The 19,515-nt window shown below is 34.4% G+C and carries 14 protein-coding genes; 6 read left to right on the top strand and 8 right to left on the bottom strand.

Annotated features, from left to right (window positions below; translation table 11 throughout):
* Positions 1-91 precede the first annotated feature (91 nt).
* The 5 genes from GIY83_RS20885 to GIY83_RS20865 form a co-directional block, all read right to left on the bottom strand.
* A complete protein-coding gene (locus GIY83_RS20885; protein WP_194617256.1) occupies positions 92-790 on the bottom strand; it encodes a response regulator transcription factor in 699 nt (232 codons plus the stop codon).
* Entirely contained in the window at positions 791-2,839 is a 2,049-nt protein-coding gene (locus GIY83_RS20880; RefSeq protein ID WP_194617255.1) for a tetratricopeptide repeat-containing sensor histidine kinase, read from the bottom strand.
* 98 nt (positions 2,840-2,937) lie between these two features.
* Positions 2,938-3,177: a hypothetical protein gene (locus tag GIY83_RS20875; protein WP_194617254.1), complete on the bottom strand. Its 240-nt coding sequence runs from the start codon at positions 3,175-3,177 to the stop codon at positions 2,938-2,940.
* A 174-nt stretch (positions 3,178-3,351) separates the two neighbouring features.
* Positions 3,352-4,185 (bottom strand): LytTR family DNA-binding domain-containing protein, encoded by an 834-nt coding sequence (locus tag GIY83_RS20870; RefSeq protein ID WP_229029147.1) that lies wholly within the window; start codon positions 4,183-4,185, stop codon positions 3,352-3,354.
* Positions 4,186-4,430: 245 nt separating this feature from the next.
* The gene (locus tag GIY83_RS20865) at positions 4,431-5,969 is read right to left on the bottom strand and encodes a glycine--tRNA ligase (protein ID WP_194617252.1); all 1,539 of its coding nucleotides are present in this window, start codon (positions 5,967-5,969) and stop codon (positions 4,431-4,433) included.
* Positions 5,970-6,067: 98 nt separating this feature from the next.
* On the opposite strand from GIY83_RS20865, the gene GIY83_RS25190 reads away from it, so the two are divergent.
* Positions 6,068-6,202: a double zinc ribbon domain-containing protein gene (locus tag GIY83_RS25190; RefSeq protein ID WP_370514214.1), complete on the top strand. Its 135-nt coding sequence runs from the start codon at positions 6,068-6,070 to the stop codon at positions 6,200-6,202.
* 60 nt (positions 6,203-6,262) lie between these two features.
* Positions 6,263-6,751 (top strand): phosphoribosyltransferase family protein, encoded by a 489-nt coding sequence (locus GIY83_RS20860; protein ID WP_347349831.1) that lies wholly within the window; start codon positions 6,263-6,265, stop codon positions 6,749-6,751.
* A 52-nt stretch (positions 6,752-6,803) separates the two neighbouring features.
* On the opposite strand, the gene GIY83_RS20855 is transcribed toward GIY83_RS20860, so the two are convergent.
* Positions 6,804-9,497 carry a reprolysin-like metallopeptidase gene (locus tag GIY83_RS20855; RefSeq protein ID WP_208683248.1) on the bottom strand — a complete coding sequence of 898 codons (2,694 nt, stop codon included), beginning with the start codon at positions 9,495-9,497 and terminating at the stop codon, positions 6,804-6,806.
* 195 nt (positions 9,498-9,692) lie between these two features.
* Between GIY83_RS20855 and GIY83_RS20850 the strand changes: the two genes are divergently transcribed.
* The 4 genes from GIY83_RS20850 (at position 9,693) to GIY83_RS20835 (ending at position 13,386) form a co-directional block, all read left to right on the top strand.
* Positions 9,693-10,622 (top strand): bifunctional riboflavin kinase/FAD synthetase, encoded by a 930-nt coding sequence (locus tag GIY83_RS20850; protein ID WP_194617250.1) that lies wholly within the window; start codon positions 9,693-9,695, stop codon positions 10,620-10,622.
* A 118-nt stretch (positions 10,623-10,740) separates the two neighbouring features.
* Positions 10,741-11,178, top strand: coding sequence for a hypothetical protein (locus tag GIY83_RS20845; protein ID WP_194617249.1), 438 nt, complete (start codon positions 10,741-10,743; stop codon positions 11,176-11,178).
* A 171-nt stretch (positions 11,179-11,349) separates the two neighbouring features.
* Positions 11,350-12,438: a biotin synthase BioB gene (gene bioB, locus GIY83_RS20840; protein WP_194617248.1), complete on the top strand. Its 1,089-nt coding sequence runs from the start codon at positions 11,350-11,352 to the stop codon at positions 12,436-12,438.
* Between the two features lie 81 nt (positions 12,439-12,519).
* The gene (locus tag GIY83_RS20835; RefSeq protein ID WP_194617247.1) at positions 12,520-13,386 is read left to right on the top strand and encodes a cupin-like domain-containing protein; all 867 of its coding nucleotides are present in this window, start codon (positions 12,520-12,522) and stop codon (positions 13,384-13,386) included.
* A 61-nt stretch (positions 13,387-13,447) separates the two neighbouring features.
* Here GIY83_RS20835 and GIY83_RS25120 read toward each other — a convergent pair whose 3' ends face one another.
* Positions 13,448-18,307, bottom strand: a complete 4,860-nt coding sequence (locus GIY83_RS25120) for a fibronectin type III domain-containing protein (RefSeq protein WP_208683246.1) — start codon at positions 18,305-18,307, stop codon at positions 13,448-13,450.
* A gap of 601 nt (positions 18,308-18,908) precedes the next feature.
* On the bottom strand, positions 18,909-19,515 hold a 607-nt coding region (locus GIY83_RS20825), incomplete at its 5' end, for a T9SS sorting signal type C domain-containing protein (RefSeq protein WP_208683245.1).

Raw genomic sequence — 19,515 nt, 5'->3', positions numbered from 1 at the left:
AATCCAAATTCCAATGACATAATTAGTATTGGAATTTGGATTTTTTTAATTGGAATTTCTTTAATGTGGAATTTTCTATTTTGGAATTTATCTACAAAAGTCCTTTGCTTCTGGCTTCTTTCAATAAATCTTCATCAGAGCCTGATTTTACTTTGAGTAATTCTTTAAGGCTTACTTTACGCTTTTCGATTGCATTAATAGAAATCGGAATATACTGTGGCATATCTTCTACATCAGTTCCTTTTGATAAGTGAAATAAAATTTGCTTGTCGAACTCATCTATTTCAATCAAATTATGAGGCGACTGATTGATTATTTTCTGAACAGACTGACTGTAATATTTATCATTTTTCATCACTTTATCAAATGCAAAAAGCAATTCGTCAAAAGTGAGATCGTTTTTAATAACTAAACCATTGGGCTGAATGGTCCTGATAATTGTTTTTATTTTTAGCAGCTCCGTATACATCGTTAATAAAATAACCTTGCAATTTGGCATTTTCTTCAAGATTAGCTTTGCCAGATCTTCACCGGAAAAAATATCTTTTTCCTCATAAGCCGGCATGCTAATATCTAAAAAAGCGACATCAAAATGCGGTGTTTTTTCATCTTCGATTAAATCATATCCTGATTTACAGTCATGGGCCTGCGAAATTAAAAATTCATATTGGTGAGGATGGTAACGTGTTATCGCATTTTTATACCCCTCGATAATAAAAGGGTGGTCATCGACAATTAATATGTTCTTTTTAATTAATTGAGGATCTGGGGCGTTTGAATCAATTGTCATCTATTTTTGTAGGTTAATTTTCTGATCGATAGGGATTTTAATTAAAAGAAGCGTTCCTTCTCCTTTGGCAGACTTTAAAGTTACTGTGCCTTTACATTCTGCGGCTCTGTATTGAATATTATGCAAACCTATACCATCTTTTGATCTTTTGGCATTAAAACCAACTCCATCATCAGAAATAGACAAAACCAGATGATCTATTTCGCTTTTAAACTCCACTTTGATCGTGTTTGCATTTGCATATTTATTACAATTCTGAAGTGCCTCCTGAACAATTCTGTACAAATTAATTTTAACGGCATTACTAACCAATTCCCATTTAATATTAGAATCAAAAGATACTATTAATTTTGCCTCATAAGTGTTTTGTTGGTCTTCGAACAATTTGTTTAAAATCGCGATAAAATTATTAATTAAATCGGATTTCTCTCTATTTAGATCGTGTGAAATTTCACGAATATCTTGTTCGATATTTTTAAGTTCTGATAGATATTTTTTTCTTTTAGGAGCTGCCTCTGCTTCGTCGACTTTATCTAAACTATCCAGACTTATCCTGACCCCAAACATTCGACCTAAAACACCATCATGCAAATCCTGGGCTACTTTTTTCTTTTCTTTGATACGGGTGAGTTCGATATCGTTTTGCTGCGAAATCATCAAATTATAAATATCTTCGTTTGCTACTTGCTGCTGTTGCTTAAAGAGCAATTCTCTGTTTTTGGCTTGTTGCGTTTTATAAACATAAAAAAACAAACCTATTAGGGTACAGATGCTAAAAACGTAAATTAAGGTTTTATTTTTGTCTTGCAGGTTTGAATTTTGATCTTTTATTTCGTTGGTTTCATACTCAATACGAGAGAACTTTTCTCCCATTTTTCGTTCTGATTTTACCATCTTATCATTTAACTTAATATATTCTTCAGAATATACAGATGCATGTGTAGGATCAACCAAAGCAATTTGCTTTAGCGCTTCTAGTGTATTGATGAATTTATTTGATTTACGAGACAAAGTCAGTGCCTGTCTCGAAAACTGAAATGCTTTGAAAGTATCTTTTTGGAAAGCAAAATATTCTGAAAGGTGAATTTTACTGGAAACTACTCCCGAAGCAATATCAAGACTATCTCTAATTCTTAAAGATCTGTAAAACAAATCAGGTAATTGATCTTTTTCTTTTAATTTGAATTTCGAATAAGCCAGGTTATCTAAAAGAATTGCATACAAACTGGCTCTGTCTTCGAAAAGATTTTCTTGTTCCAATCCTTTTTCGAAAAAAAACTTTGCCTGTTTATAATCACCCATATTCATATAGATAAAGCCTATATTATTGAGTGAAGCTGCTTTATACTGATAAAATGATAATATTGATTTATCCTGTAAAATTGCTAAAGCCTTGTTTTGAAATTCTAATGCCTTTGTATATTCTTCTCTTTCATTATATAATATCCCTAACAGGTTATAACTTTCGTAATAAAGATCATTTACTTTTTCCTGTTTTTTTAAACTCCGTAACGCCTTAAAAACCCCTATTTCACTTTCAAAAAAATCACCTTCGTTATATTGCAGGCTAGCTTTATTTAAAAACGTTTTTGCTAAATTGTATTGATCATTTGTTTTTAAATAAAGTTTTTCGGCCTTAAAATAATTCATAAACGCACTATCAGAAATTGACTGTGATTCATAATAATCCCCTAAATACATATAAGCCTTGGCTATGTGCACTGAATCGTTAGATTTTTGTGCCCTTTCGAGAATTAATTTAGTTGTTTTAAGGTACGCTTTCCAATCGCTCATGTTGTAGTAACGATTGGCAACTTTAAAAAGATTTGCTTTATTAATCGAATCATCTTTCTGGCTTAAGATGATAGTTAAAGCTTTCTGACAATAGTTTTGTTTGATTTGTAAAGGCAAATTATTTTCGTTTGCTAACGAAAGATAGGTAGGAAGACTGTCTGCGGAGGAATTTATATTTTTATCTAATGATGTTTTCTTGGTACATGCCAGTAAAACGAAGAATAAAATTAATATTATTTTACATTTCTTTTTCAATTTGTGTCTTTGAATTTTACCAAAAATACTAAAAGTATAGACACAAAAAAAGGCTGTTAAAAATTAACAGCCTAATATAAATTTATTAAAATTGTAGCTTAATCTACTTTTTTATCTGTTCCGATAGATTGATTAACACTTGCAAAATTTAATTGTCTTGTAGTATAAGATGTTGATTGTTGATCACCTTTTTTTTGTTTACCTGTAGCACCTCCATCTATAGGCACGATTTTAATAGAATCTGAAGCTGTTAAAAAATTTGTAGTTTCAGGTGTAGCGAATGATGTTGCTACCATTACTAAAGAAAATAATCCGAATGTTAAAGCTGCTTTTTTCATGATCTGAGGTATTAAATGTTGATTTTTTTTGTTTTGGAGAATCATCGCTCTGTGCGAATCATGGTGTAAAACTAACTCCGGATTCAGAAAAAATTTACACAAAAAAACAGGTTTATGGTAGAACATACCCAATTGATAGTCAATGGGCACCAAATTTATGTAAATGCCTAATTTTTAGACTTCTAAGTAATTTCCTATAGAAAAATCTGCGATAATTAAGTCTACATTCGATTTGTAGGTTTTAGAAAAAGGGATCTTTTTAATCGAATTTTTGATGTAACAAACTGAGCTTCCGTTATGAATTCTCGCTATGTAATTTTTGTTGATGATATAACTATTATGAATTCGAATAAAAGGATGCGATAAAATAGCCTCAAAATGCTTTAAAGTTTTAAAAGCAGTGATCATTTCTCCGGATTTCAAGTAAATGTCTGTCGAATTATTATCAGCCTGAAAATAACAAATATCTGCGGCATCTATATATCGATAATCACCATACGATTTAATACACAAAATAAGTGGTTTCTCTATATTTTGTGTTTTTTGCATCAATGGAAGTGCGGGAGAAATAATTTCGTTTCTTATTTCGACAGCATTCATTTCCGGAATTGTTTTTTCAAGTTTTAAAATTGCTTTTAATAAGTCGATTGACTGAGCCGGTTTTAAAACATAATCAAATACACCGTATTGAATGGCCTCAAAAGCCAGTTCTCTTTTTGTTGTAGTAACAATGATCTTAGGTAATATGGATAAAAACCTGTAAAGCTCGTTTATAAAACCGAGCGACAGATTACTGGATAGTTCTGCCGGATCAATTTCTAAAAAAATAATCGAAGGCCGGTGTTCTAACACTAAATGCAAACCATCCTGATAATTCGTAGCCGAAGCCAGAAAAGTTAACTCCGAAAAACCATCTGCAATTGTTCTGGTTTTCAAAATACTTTCAGCATCATCGTCAATAATAATATACGAATACTTTTTCAATATTGGTCTTTGTTGATTTTTCATGAATCCCCGACAACTATCCCTTTAGTTTCATGAATACTTTTGAAAAAATTTATTTTAGTGTTTTATCCGCAATTAAAAATACGAATTTCAATTATTTTGGCATTTCATTGTTAATACATTGCAAACAAATGTTAACACATAAGGATGAAATGCAAAAAAATCCGTTGAAATGCGTTTGTAAAATTAAAAAAATCCCAAATTCCGATATGAAATTTGGGATTTTTTATAGTGTTGTTTTAAGAAAATTACATTTTCATCAACCAGTTTTTCATAGAAACTTCGTTCTCGATAATATCTTTCAATTCAGAAATTTTTACACGATCCTGTTTCATTGTATCTCTATGACGAATTGTTACTGTTTCGTCTTCGATTGTTTGGTGATCTACTGTAATACAAAACGGAGTTCCAAGAGCATCTTGTCTTCTGTAACGACGACCTACAGCATCTTTTTCATCGTATGCTACAGTGAAATCCCATTTTAAATCTTCGATGATTTTTTTAGCAATATCCGGTAATCCGTCTTTTTTAACCAATGGTAAAATAGCCGCTTTTGTTGGTGCTAAAACTGATGGTAATTTTAGAACTGTTCTTGTAGAACCATCTTCAAGAGTTTCTTCTTGTAATGAAGTTGCAAAAACAGCCAGGAACATACGGTCTAAACCAACTGAAGTTTCTACTACGTATGGCACGTAATTTTCGTTCAGTTCCGGATCAAAATATTGTAATTTTCTACCAGAATATTGTTCGTGCGCTTTTAAATCAAAATCAGTACGAGAGTGAATTCCTTCTAATTCTTTGAAACCAAATGGGAAATTAAACTCTATATCTGCCGCAGCATTTGCGTAATGTGCTAATTTTTCATGATCGTGAAAACGGTAATTCTCTTTTCCTAATCCTAAAGATAGGTGCCAGTTTAAACGTGTTTCTTTCCAATGGTGGTACCATTTCATTTCGTCACCCGGGCGAACGAAAAATTGCATTTCCATTTGTTCGAATTCACGCATACGGAAAATGAATTGTCTTGCAACAATCTCATTTCTAAATGCTTTACCCGTTTGAGCGATTCCAAAAGGAATTTTCATACGACCTGATTTCTGCACATTCAGGAAATTCACAAAAATACCCTGAGCTGTTTCCGGACGTAAATATAAATCCATTGCAGAGTCTGCAGAAGCTCCTAATTTAGTCCCGAACATTAAGTTGAACTGCTTTACGTCTGTCCAGTTTTTAGAACCGGTTTCAGGATCAGCAATTTCTAATTCTTCAATTAAAGCTTTTACATCCTGAAGATCATCAGTCATTCCTTTTGCAAGTCTTGATAAAATTTCTTTGTATTTCGAAAGATATTCTACAACGCGTGCATTTGTGGTAACAAATTCTTCTTCATTAAATGCATCTCCAAAACGAGCTCTCGCTTTTTCGATTTCTTTTTGAGCTTTTTGATTGATCTTTTCAGCATGATCTTCAACCAAAACGTCAGCTCTATATCTCTTTTTTGAATCTTTATTATCAATTAACGGATCATTAAAAGCATCAACGTGGCCTGAAGCTTTCCAGGTTGTTGGATGCATCAATATTGCAGCATCAAGGCCTACAATATTCTCATTCATCTGAACCATTGATTTCCACCAATATTCACGGATATTCTTTTTTAACTCGACACCATTTTGTGCATAATCATACACTGCACTCAATCCATCGTATACTTCGCTTGACGGAAAAATAAATCCGTACTCTTTTGCGTGCGAAACCACATTCTTAAATAAATCTTCTTGTTTTGCCATAGTGATGCAAAAATATAAAAAGTACGTTTAAAAAAAAGAAAAATTATAAAGATTGAGAGATTGATTTCGTTATTTTTGTAACTAAATTCTGTCTATTTGTGTTTAATTATATTATTGACCTGTTTTTTCCCAAAGTTTGTGCCGGATGTCACACTATTTTGGTTAGCAACGAAAATGTATTTTGTACCAATTGCCATCATGAATTGCCTCTTATCCAATACCATTTAGATTAAAAAAACGAAGCGGTCAAGAAATTTTATGGCAAGATTGCTATCGAACATGAATAGGCGCTTTTGTATTTTAACAAAAAAGGAATCGCTCAGGAACTTATTCACAACCTAAAATATAAAGGCCACGAAGAGATTGGAACTGTTTTAGGAAATTGGTATGTTGAAGATTTAAAAGAACTCGTTTTAGAAACTCCTTTTGATGTTGTTATTCCTGTTCCGTTACATCCTAAAAAATTCAGGGAACGCGGCTACAATCAGGTTACAACTTTTGGGAAGGCTTTAGCCAAAGGTTTCAGCATTCCTTACAATGATGCTGTTTTATATCGAAAAAAATATTCCAAAACACAATCAAAAAAGAATCTCGTGGGGAGATCCGATAATATCGAAAATATATTTGATGTGATTTTTACAGAAGAAAATCAAAACAAACATTTTTTAATTGTAGATGATGTTTTAACAACCGGTGCCACTCTCGAAGCATGCTCAAAAGCTTTATTAAAAATTCCCGCGGCTAAAATTAGTATTGTCTGTATGGCGATGGCGAACTCCTAGAATTAAATTCCAAACTTTTACACGAAATTTAAAAATTCCAACTTTTATAGTTTTAATAAACAATCAATTTCTTCACAGTTCTGTCGTCTCCATCAATAACGGTCACAAAATACATTCCTGCAGACAGATTTGTTACATCGATGTTCTGATTAAAATGATGCGCTTTATCAAAAGAATTATAATATACTTTTTGACCAGCAATGTCATGCACAAAAACCTCAATTCTGTTCAAAGAATCACTTTCGAACTGAATGGTAAGATTACCTCTGGTTGGATTTGGATGTATTGCAAATTCTATTTTTTCCAGACTAGGTTCTCCCAGACTAAAAGTTTGATTACAAATATTTACCGCAGCTGAATTTATTGTTCCAAACCTGCCTGTAACTGCATCGCGAACTTTTAAAGTCCACGTACCTTTAGGATCCTGCCCATTAAATACACTTAATAAATCTACCGGAATAACAATTTGGCTGGTTATTTTAGAACAATCTAAAGGAACTCCGGCATCGTCAAACTGCAAGGCCAAAGTAGACTGGATTCCACCACAGCTTTTATTGTTATATAAATTAACTGTTGTTCCTTGTGGGCTTACGATCTGAATTTCGACATCAGAAATTCTTTCATGTGTAAAATTCACCATCACATTTACGTCAGAAACAGTTCCTGTCGAAGCGGGTACATTCACGGTTTTGGTCGTAAATGAACTTGAAAACGGAATATCAAAAGCGTTTCCGAAACTATAAGAATCACAAGTTGTCGTAGAGGTATAACCAACTGCGAATGACTGGCTATTTATGGCATAATAGATATTAGCTGTTGGTTCAACCAAAACCCTGCAATTTGTTGAAGCTTCTACACTTGTTGGAATCTGTACAGATTGAGAACCATCGTTTGGAGTATTTGAAGCCAGAACAATCGGAAATGTCAATCCGCCATCTATAGATAATTTGATATTTACATTTGAAGAGCCTTGCAAAGTATTGGTATTATTCACACTCCATGTTATGGTTTGAAATGATCCTGTTTGCCAGCTTACATCATTGGTGTTTTGTGAGGTTACTGCAAAAGGGCCGGCATTACCAGCCACATTCACCACCATTTCGTCACTATTCGTTTGCGCCAGTCCCTCTGCTCCATTATCTCTAGCTGTTAGAGTAAAATGCAACGTTCTTGCAATAGATGAAACAGACTCCCAGGTTGTGGTTAATTTATTTCCAAGAACAGTGCTTAAAGCCGGCATATAGCGAACCAGAGAATTAGACGGAATTATAGACCTAAACAATGGTCCGTCAGGTTTTGTGGGGTAAGCAACACTATTACTATTTGCCGTTGATGACGATATTGCACTATCAAATTGTTCCCAGGTATAAGTTGCGGCAGCACCATTAGAACCTGTACCTGTTAAAATAAACGGTGTACTTATTGGAATTGTATAATCTGTACCGGCATAAATCGCAGGCGGATTATTTTCTATTGCAGTGCTTGCCGGGCAACTTTTTGTGGCAAGATTGCTCTGAATTTGCCAAATACTCGTATAGGCAAAATAATCATCTGAATTATCTTGAACATCATAGTTTGTTATTCCGGCATAACCCATAATAGTAGATCCGCTTCCTGGCTCCACATTCATGCCTGTTCTTTCTGTACCATCGAAAGAAAAAGTGTGATTTGCTCCCAATTGATGTCCCATTTCATGTGCAACAAAATCAATATCAAAAGTATCTCCCTGAGGTTTATTATTAGATGGTGAAGTATAACCACTACCCTTACCTATAACATTTGATGCTGTTGGGCTTTCGCAAACGCAACCTATACAAGCTGCATTACCACCGCCTCCAGAAGCTCCAAACAAATGTCCTATATCATAATTTGCATCGCCAATAACGGTTGTTAATGTACTCTGAAGTTCCTTGCTCCAGTAATCATTACCATCTGATTTATCTTCTGATGTTCCTTTGGCAGCATCAGAATAGGGGTCTGTTGCGGCATCGGTATAAATAACTGCATTGGTATTGGCAATTAAAACCAATTTTACAGCAAGATCTCTATTAAAAACTCCATTTACTCTTGTCATGGTAGCATTCATTCCTGCTAATGCACCCTCTTTTGTTCCTCCAAAATAAGCAGTATATTCACCTGTACAGGAAATTGCTAGTCGTAAGGTTTTGAAAACTTTATTATTTGCAGCTGACTTTGCTGTTTTTGACGAAGTATTTACATCTGGAATTGCATTTGTTGTTTTACACTCTAATCGTGCTGTAGATGGCAGATCATTTTTTGTAAACAAAACATACCCTGACTTATCTTCAGGATCTTGCTCAATATATTCGGAAGGTTTCTCAGAACGAAATACCATGGTCTGAACACCAATTGGTGCAACGCTAAAATGAATTTTAGCCGATTTATCATCTACCCCTATTCCTTCATAAGCTCTTATCTCAGGATATTTTGATTGCAGTTCCGGTTCAAAATTAGAAGATTCCCACACTGTAAATCTTTCCAGAACACCATTAGGATTTGGTATTGTAATTTGTGTTGTATTCTTTTTTGATGATTTATCAGTTGTACCGGAAAGTTTCGATTTTAAAAAATCGGTATTAAGTTTATAGTAAAGTCTTTCTGAATCAGACGAATTTATCCTCTTGCTAACAGAAGCTGAACTTACTTTTTGCCACAAATTATCACTTTGAGCATAAATATTTGCACAACAAAAAATAAAAAATAAAAGAAGTAGATTTTTTTTCATACCCAAATGATAATTGACGAATCAAAATTAAGTGAATTAAATTAAACTCTTACATATCTGCGACAATTAATGCTTTTTAGTCGACAAGTTGTTACATTTTATATAAAATAGCCCGATTCTCATTAAAAATCAATTCGGCTTAGTATAAAATTTAAAATAGATAGTATAAATTTGCACCATCTTAAATTATTTGTTTTGAAGCTCTTTCATTCTATAAACGATTTTCAGTCAACCAAGAAAACAATTTTAACTCTTGGTACCTTTGACGGCGTACATATTGGTCATAAAAAAATTCTTGAGCGAATTACTCAAAATACTGAAAACGGAAAATACGAAAGTTTAGTGCTCACTTTTTTTCCGCACCCAAGAATGGTTTTACAGGAAAAATCAGAAATAAAACTTTTGAATACTATTGCTGAAAAAACAAAACTTCTGAAAGCAACCAGCATCGAAAATCTTGTTATTCATCCGTTTAATGAAAGTTTTTCCAGATTAACCGCTGAGGAGTTTGTACATTCTATTTTGGTAGATCAATTTCATATTCAAAAAATAATTATTGGTCACGATCACCGTTTTGGAAGAAACAGAACAGCCAATATTGATGATTTAATTGCTTTTGGAGCTGAATACGGTTTCGAAGTCGAACAAATTTCGGCTCAGGAAATTCAGGATGTATCTGTAAGTTCTACCAAGATCAGAAAGGCTTTAAACGAAGGAAATATGGATTTGGCCAATGACTATTTGGGATATTCTTATTTTTTAACAGGTGAAGTGGTTAAAGGAAAACAATTAGGAAGAACAATTGGTTTCCCTACTGCCAACATCAAAATTGAAGAAGAATACAAGTTAATTCCAAAAGTTGGTGTTTATGTAGTGAAAGCTTTAATAGAAGAAAAAGATTTTTTTGGGATGATGAATATTGGTTATAACCCAACTGTAAATGGACAAAACCAAACTATCGAAGTCAACTTATTTGACTTTGATGCTGATATTTATGGTCAAAAAATCGAAGTTTCGTTGCTGCAATATCTTCGCGAAGAACAAAAATTTGGTTCGCTCGATTTACTGAAAGCCCAATTAAAACAGGATAAACAAGATGCTTTGGCTTTTGTTAGTCAGCTTTAAGAAATACCTGAATATACTTTTCACCATTTTTAAATCATTGTAGTTATTTTTTTAGTAAATTTGACATAGAACTCTGTTTGTCAAATATTTACTATTAACTTCTTTAAAAATAACCACTATGAAATTACCTAAAGAAATAACCAACGGTTTCCTGATATTCCTTGGTATAGGAATTTATTTTTTATTGATGAACGTATTAGGTTTAGCTCATTTATTCTATTTACGTACGCTGAATGTATTTTTTATATTTTACGGCGTAAACAAAACAATGAGGATGAACCTGCAGGAAGGAGAAACTAATTTTGTATCGAATGCCGTTTCTGCTATGGCAACTTCTGTGGTTGGTGTGGCGATGAGCGTTTTCGGGTTACTGGTTTATAGTTATGCACGAGGCGGTGACGCTTATGTAAAAACACTATCAGAAGCTTTTATGTTTGGAGGAAATCCTTCGGTACCTACTTACTGTATTTGTTTATTATTTGAAGGGGTTGCTTCTTCGGTAATTGTCACTTTAATGATGATGCTGTATTGGAACAACAAGTATGTAGCCGATTAATATTTTCAAAATAAATAATCATTTAAGCATTCTAAAATCATATAATAACAAAAAAATATGATTTTAGAATGCTTCTTTTTTGAAATTTAATGAAGAATATTCATTTAAAGGAATCTATATTATTGATTAGAACAATTTAATTACATTTGAAGCTACAAAAACAATAAACCAATGAACGCCACAAAACATAACTGGACTAAAGACGAGATAATCGCCATATATAATAAACCTATGATGGACCTGCTGTATGAAGCAGCAACGATACACAGGCAAAAACATGATCCTAACGTCGTTCAGGTATCGACTTTACTTTCTATCAAAACCGGCGGCTGTCCTGAAGACTGTGGTTATTGTCCGCAAGCTGCACGTTACAACACTGGTGTCGAAGGAAATGATTTAATGAGTGTAAGTCAGGTAAAAGCTCAGGCTTTACGTGCCAAATCCAGCGGATCATCCCGCGTTTGTATGGGTGCTGCGTGGAGAAACGTAAAAGACGGTGAAGAATTTGATCAGGTTTTAGAAATGGTTCGTACCATAAACAAACTTGATATGGAGGTTTGCTGTACTCTGGGTATGATTACCGAAAACCAGGCACAACGTTTGGCAGAAGCTGGTTTGTATGCTTACAATCACAATTTAGATACTTCTGAAGAATATTATAAAGATGTAATTTCTACCCGTGGTTTCGAAGATCGTTTGCAAACTATAGAAAATGTTCGTAAAACGAATGTTACGGTTTGTAGCGGAGGAATTATTGGTATGGGAGAAAGCATCGAAGACAGAGCAGGAATGCTTGTTGCTCTTTCTACTTTAAATCCGCAACCGGAATCTGTGCCCATCAATGCTTTGGTTGCAGTTGAAGGAACTCCGATGGAAGAAGAAAAACCGGTTGAAATCTGGGAAATGATTCGTATGGTTGCTACAACAAGAATCGTAATGCCGGATACACAAGTACGTCTTTCTGCGGGAAGAACCAATATGAGCCGCGAAGGACAGGCAATGTGCTTTTTTGCCGGTGCAAATTCTATTTTTGCCGGAGATAAATTGCTTACAACGCCAAATCCTGATGTTCAGGAAGACATGAAAATGTTTGACTTATTGGGGTTGATTCCGCAAAAACCATTTGTTAAAGTTTCACAGCCTCAAACCGTTGAAGCAGCTGACTCTCAGTTCGCTCCGTTAGGCGAAAAACCTAAATGGTCGAGACCCGGACATACGATTGAAAGAAACCTTGAGGCTTCGATCAAATCAAAAAATTAATTAAAAGAGTTAACAACTTTCAAGAAATATTTCTAAATTGCTTATAGCAGAGAGCTATAAGCAATTTTTTTATTTAAAGAGATGAAGTTAACACAAATCGAAAGGGTAAAAAAGATCTCAAAATCTGATTTTATTTCCCAATATGTAAAAAAACAAATTCCAGTTGTTATTGAAGAGCTAACCGAAGATTGGCCGGCTTATCATAAATGGAAACTACACTATATCAAAGAAATCGCCGGCGATACTATCGTTCCTTTATACGACAATAGACCCGTAAATCATGAAGATGGCTTTAATGAAGCGCATACTACAATGAAAATGAGCGATTATATCAATCTATTAGAATCAAAACCAACTAATTACCGCATCTTTCTTTATAATTTAATGAAGGAAGTGCCAACATTAAAAGATGACTTTTTATGGCCAGATATTGGTTTAAGATTAGTCAAACAAATGCCGATGTTATTTTTTGGCGGAGAAAACTCGAAAGTGTTCATGCACTATGATATTGATTATTCGAATATTCTGCATTTTCATTTTCATGGCGAAAAACAATGTATGATTTTTGCGCCGGATCAGTCGAAATATATGTACAAAGTTCCGCATGCATTAATTTCAAGGGAAGACATTGATTTTGACAATCCTGATTATGAAAAGTTTCCCGCGCTTCAAAATGCCGAAGGTTATATCACGAATCTAAAACATGGCGAAGTTTTGTATATGCCCGAAGGTTATTGGCACTACATGAAATATTTAACGCCCGGATTCTCTATGAGTTTGCGTGCTTTCCCTAAAAACATTACCAATTTATCCAAAGCCGTTTACAACGTTTTTATCATGCGTCATTTTGATATTTTGATGCGTAAATTCAAAGGCCAGAAATGGATTGATTATAAGAATGAAAAGGCGATTACTAATACTCATGAGAACTTGCGAAAGAGTGCCTGAAAAAATTAAATAAAAAAGCTCCTATAGTTTTATAAAACTACAGCTGCTTTTATCTTAATTCTTAAAATAAAGTTTTTTTGGTTGTTGTAAAATCATTTTCCAAAGTTACTTTCACCAACAAAACCTGATTAGCAGATTGCAGGTTCTGAATTTGTAAAGCTTTATTTCCAACTTTATTTTTATTATAAAGTAACTTTCCGGAAATATCGTAAATCATAACTTCTTTTATATTTTCGATGGAAGACGATATATTTATGGCTTTATTTTTTACAGAAACGGAAATTCCGTTTTCATGATTTTTAAAGTCTTCAGTTCCTAGTGATTTATCTGTGTATCTTAAAATCAAACGATCTGTAAAAGTTCCTATTGCGGTAGTAAAAGTATAATTACTTGCTCTTAGATCATGGATTACTCCGGTTATTTTATCTTCGAGATAAATTGCTTGAGTTGTCATATATCCATCTACTTCGTCTATCGAAATCGTAAAATCACCTTCAATTGTCGTTCTGTATCCTAACGGAACAATATCAGTATCTACAAATGGCAAGGCACGACCTTGAATTACAAGTTTAGTGGTATTAACCATACTATAAAAATCAAGATATGGATTACCATTAAAACTTACTCCATCAAATTTGCTTTCATAAGCATTAGTAGCACCTTGTATATAACCTATCAAAATTTGTTTAAAAACTCCTTCTGCATTAGACATATTTAGCCAGATGCGATTTTTTTCAACAGTAGCTTCTTTTGAAGTTTCGGATGATTTGAAAAATTGACTATTATTAGCTCCTCCTGATCGCATTGAATTATTGTAAATCACAGGTCCTGCTAAACGTCCACTGGCAAAAAATGCCTGACCAGCCCCTATTTTACCTGTTGGTTTTTTACCATTATCATTTGCAGGATCGTCTGAATGTCCAGGATCTGATTTTGCAGATTTTGCAGTTGCTACACCACCACTAAGGTTATAACTGGCATAATCGTTTGGATTATAATCATAATTTCCAACAGGGGTTACAGCCGTGTTGTGCGTCCAAAAATAAAGAGTTCCGTTTAAAACCGTATTACCCAATATAAGAGCGTCTGCACTTAAAGCCGATGGATAAGGATTTCCAATTAAACGATATTTACCCACCTCTAATGGTTCGCCTGTTAGATTTCCGTTATTCGGAACTCCAATAAAATTAGCAGTGTAATCCGTTTTTGAATCATTTGGATAATTTTCAGGACCACGAATAATATATCCTTTTCCAACAACCATATCGGCGTTTCTATCAGCATCAATCCAGCCCGAACCATGATGATAATAAAACATATCCGGCTTGGTATCAGGTGAGACTTTAAGCAATTGCTGTGGTTTTACAGGTGTTGACCAATACACAAAATCAGCCTGACGAATACCAATTGTACGCATGTATTTGATATTCCCTGAATTAGTTGCATTATTAATCTGAACTAAACTTGCATTATTTTGAAATGTCAATTCCGTCCCTACTGACAGATCAACGACCAATTCATTTTCAATCGTTAAGGTATGCAATTGATTTATGCTCACTTTTTTACCTGCGTTAACCTTACATGTACAACCATTTATATCACCACTTGAAGAAAAATCATCGGCAAAAATAATATTTTGATCCAATGTTGTTGTTGCTCCATTCGACCAGCCTCCTGCGATGGTATAGGTATTTGTTATTAAAGGATTTATTACAATATTTTGTAAAGGCAGCGAAACACAGCTTCCCGGGTATTGAACAGAAAAATTATAGGCGCCAGGAATTAATCCCGTAATAGTATACCTAGTTAAATCGGAGCCGATTCCTCCTATATACATATTAGAAGCCGTTCCGCTTTGAATAATTGTATAATCATTTCGATTTGGTAAATTTTTTAAAACTACACTACCAGTTGGAACAAGACATGTGGGCTGCAATGGAGAATTATTTTGTGGGGTAGATGGCACAGGTTGCACTAATAAAGGATAAGTTGATGTTGCAACATAAGGAGTTGAACAAGTTGGTGAAGCTGTCACTGTCATTGTTAACATTACCTGATTCCCTCCATCCGCTATTACAGAATTATATGTTGGTGTTAATGTTGTTGCGTTTGTAATTGATCCTGCCCCATTATGTGTCCATAAAATAGTCCCGTTCGTTGCTGAAGTTCCACTTACAGTAGCTGATCCGTTTGCACAAATTGTTTGTGAACCTGATGAAACAGCTGTTGGTGCGCCCTGAATATTGACTGTATAAGTAGCTGTTGCTATTTGTGGCGAACAGGCATTATTACTGGTAACAGTCATTGTTAAAACAACTGTTCTCGCTGTTCCGCCTAAAGAAGGAGTGTAAGTAGGGCTGAGTGTTGTAGGATTAGACAATATTCCAGAACCTCCACTAAAAGTCCATTGAATACTACCGTTTGTTGCTGAAGCTCCAGTTACAGTAGCTGAAGCATTAGAACAAATTGTTGTACTACCTCCAGCCGTAGCTGTTGGTAAATTAGAAATTGTTACTGTAGATTGTAAAGAAGAAGCGCTTTCACAGCCTCCGGGATTGACTATTTTTACAGTATAACTTCCTGCAGCTGTAACTACAATACTTTGCGATGTAGCACCTGTTGACCATACATTATTTGTAGCTGAACTGGAAGTAAGGGTAACATTACTAGTTTGACAAATATTTAAGGATCCGGAAGCTGATATTGTAGGGGCGACAGGAAGAGCAAGAGTAGTTATAGAAATTGGAGATGGCACTCCATAAGGACTAATCCCACAACCATTTCTTGCGAGAACTCTATAGTAATAAACAGTTGCCGGTGTCAATCCTGTAAAATTATAATTTGTCGCGGTGATTCCTGTATAAGTTTGAGTCGCTGTAGTGGCAGGAAATGTATTATTTGTAGAAATCTGTACCTCGTAAGTTAAAGCATTTGTTGCAGCACTCCAGGACATTGTAAACTGAGTACACAAAACCCCCGAAGAAGCTACGGCTGTTGGAGCCAAAGGAGCGCTATTTAATGTTGTTGCTCCTTGCACAGTAGAGTAAGCTACACTATTACCACAACCATTTCTACCTTTTATTCTGTAATAATATGTAGTTGAGGTTGATAAACCTGTAACTATATAGCTAGTTACATTACCAACATCAAAGGAATTATAGCCTGTAACAAAAGTACCAAAACCTGGATCAGTTGAAACATCTAATAAATAACTTGTTCCATTTGTTTGTGTATTCCAGTTTGCAGTAAATACAGTACAAAAAATATTTGTAGCTGCAGTAGAAACAACAGTTGCCGGAATAGCACTTGTAGTTGTTATATTTTGCACTGTAGCTGTTGATGAAGAACTGGCAGCACAACCATTTTGCGCCCGGATGCGATAATAATAAGTAGTACTTGGAGACAAACCAGTTACTGTATAACTTGTTACATTACCAATATTAAGGGAACCATAACCTGAAACGAGACTAACAAAATTGACATCTGTTGAAACGTCTAATAAGTAATTTACTGCATTTATTTCGGCCGTCCAGTTGGCTGTAAACACACTACACACTACATTTGTAACTGGTGCTAAAACAACATTACCCGGAACAACTGCAGGTTTATATGTTATGGTATTAGAATTTGCACTAATGCAGGTTCCGCTATATGCTCTGACTCTATAATAATAAGTAGTTGCGTTACTTAAACCTGTAACATTATATGTTAGCACGTTTCCAACGTTTAAAGCGTTATATATACCTACAAAACTACCAAAATTAATATCTGTCGAGACATCAAGCACATAATAACTTGATCCTGAAACGGCTTGCCAATTTGCTGTTATTTGTGTACAGGTAGCTACTGTTCCAGCCAAAGCAATTGGTGCAGTTCCAGAAGAGATTGTAGTAACTGTAACAGTATTACCTGAAGTTAAAGGTCCGGTAGTACAATTATCAGCAGCATTTGTACTAGTCCCTGATGTTAACGATGTAACGGCTAAACTTTTAGTTCCTAAAGTTGTAAAACCGGGAGCTATAAATGACCCCGTATTTCCGGCTCCGGTTACATTCATATTAACAGGAGTTTGTGCCACTCCGTTTACCTGATAAGCAACACTATAAAGACCAACTGGTAAATTACCGTTAAGTACTATACTTGATGATGTTCCTGAACATAAATCAACAATTGATGCTGTAATACTTGTTAAAGTATAGATAGGACAATCATAAGAAATCGTCACCATTCCTGCTCCTCCTGCTCCTCCTGTTCCTATTGCACCTAATAAAAGAGAAGATTTTGATCCACTTCCTCCACCTCCAGGTTGAGTACCTGCAATCCCATTAGAATTTCCTAATAAACCACCTCCAACCGCTGCCCCTCCATCTCCACCATTATTTCCACCTTTACCACCAGCTCCTGAAAAAACATTAACCAAGGCAGTTTGCCCCGTTCCACCAGGAACTCCGTTCATATTTGATTGACCAATGCAATCTGATGCAGCTCCAGCTAAACCTCCAGCTGCAGTACTGCCTGCTGAATTCAATGTATTTTGCTGACCGCCTTTACCACCAACTGCAGAAATATAACCCGCAATAATTGAAGAATTTCCCGTTTGTCCGATATTATTTCCAATACCTCCTGCCCCCCCCGCGCCTACTATCACAGATAAATTTGTTATACCGGGAAGCATCGTATATGTACCACTAGCAAAAGCGCCGCCGCCGCCGCCGCCGCCGCCTCTTTGCAAACTTACCAAAGGAACGGTTGTACCTCCACCTCCACCTCCACCTCCCCAAGCGTTCATAGTTACGGAAGGAACACCAGCTGGAACGTAAAAACTACTCGTTACTGTATTTGAAAAATTAACTGTTTTGGTTTGTGCGTAAAAATATAAGGGAAATGCAACTAACTGAAGCGTAAGTAAAATTCTTTTCATTGTGGTATTTTTTTATATTAAAAAACATAAACTATTGATCAGAAAAATCTAACAGCATGATTTATAAATACCTCAATAAATAAAACAAGAATACAGGAAGAGCTGATCCTAAAATTACAATTGAAAGAATAATGTAATAAGTACTTTTTGTTTCATTTAAGTGGGGTAATTAAATTCAGCAATCAGCATTAGGGCAAATAAAAAACTAAAAAACAGATGTTCGTTTTAGTTCAAGTGGAAAGTATAAGAATTGTCTTAGTTGGCTTTTATACAAATATAGTAACAAGGTACGATTTTATTTACATTGAAATCAAAAAAAACAATCAAAAATGTAGGAATTTAACACTTCTAATGATTTTATATCGACTAAAAAACAATGGGTTAGCCTTTAAAATAAAGATATAATGACTTATTGAGTATCAAAAAAACGAATGAAAGAATTATTTTTTTTATCAAAATTAAAACATGTAAGAATTAACCTGAGTTTATATCTCTATATTAAAACCTGCAATACCCACTTTTAGTGATATTTTAATAACAAAAAAATCCATCAACCGAGGCTGATGGATTCTTTTTTTAGGATTAATATATTATCTGTCTGTTATTGAAATATGATTTTTCTGGTCGTTGTAAAATCATTATCTAAAGTCACTTTTACCAATAAAACCTGATTGCTTGATGGCAGGTTTTGAATTTGAAGTTCAGTATTGGAAACTTTTGTTTTGTTGTAAAGTGTCTTTCCTGTGATATCAAAAATGGTAATCTCTTTTATATTTTCTTTTGATGAAATTATGTTAATTACTTTGTTTTTTACCGAAATTAAAATTCCGTCCTGGGTATTTTCAAAATCACCTGTTCCTAGTGTTTTGTTGGCATATTTTAAAACGAATCGGTCAGTAAATGTACCACTAGCACTTTTAAAAGTGTAATCACTTGAGCGTAAATCATGAATGACACCAGTTTTTTTATCTTCTAAATAAATAGTCTGATTGGTCATTTTACCATCGACCTCGTCTATTGCTATGGTAAAAGTATCCTCAACTGATGTTTTGTATCCTAACGGAACAACATCAGTATTTACAAATGGCAAAGCACGACCCTGAATTACAAGTTTAGTGGTATTAACCATACTATAAAAATCAAGGTATGGATTACCATCAAAACTTACACCATCGAATTTATTTTCATAGGCATTGCTTGCTCCTTCG

The organism is Flavobacterium sp. SLB02, from assembly GCF_009664855.1.
In the GTDB taxonomy this organism is placed as follows: Bacteria; Bacteroidota; Bacteroidia; order Flavobacteriales; family Flavobacteriaceae; genus Flavobacterium.
This window is presented reverse-complemented; position numbering and strand designations above follow the sequence as displayed.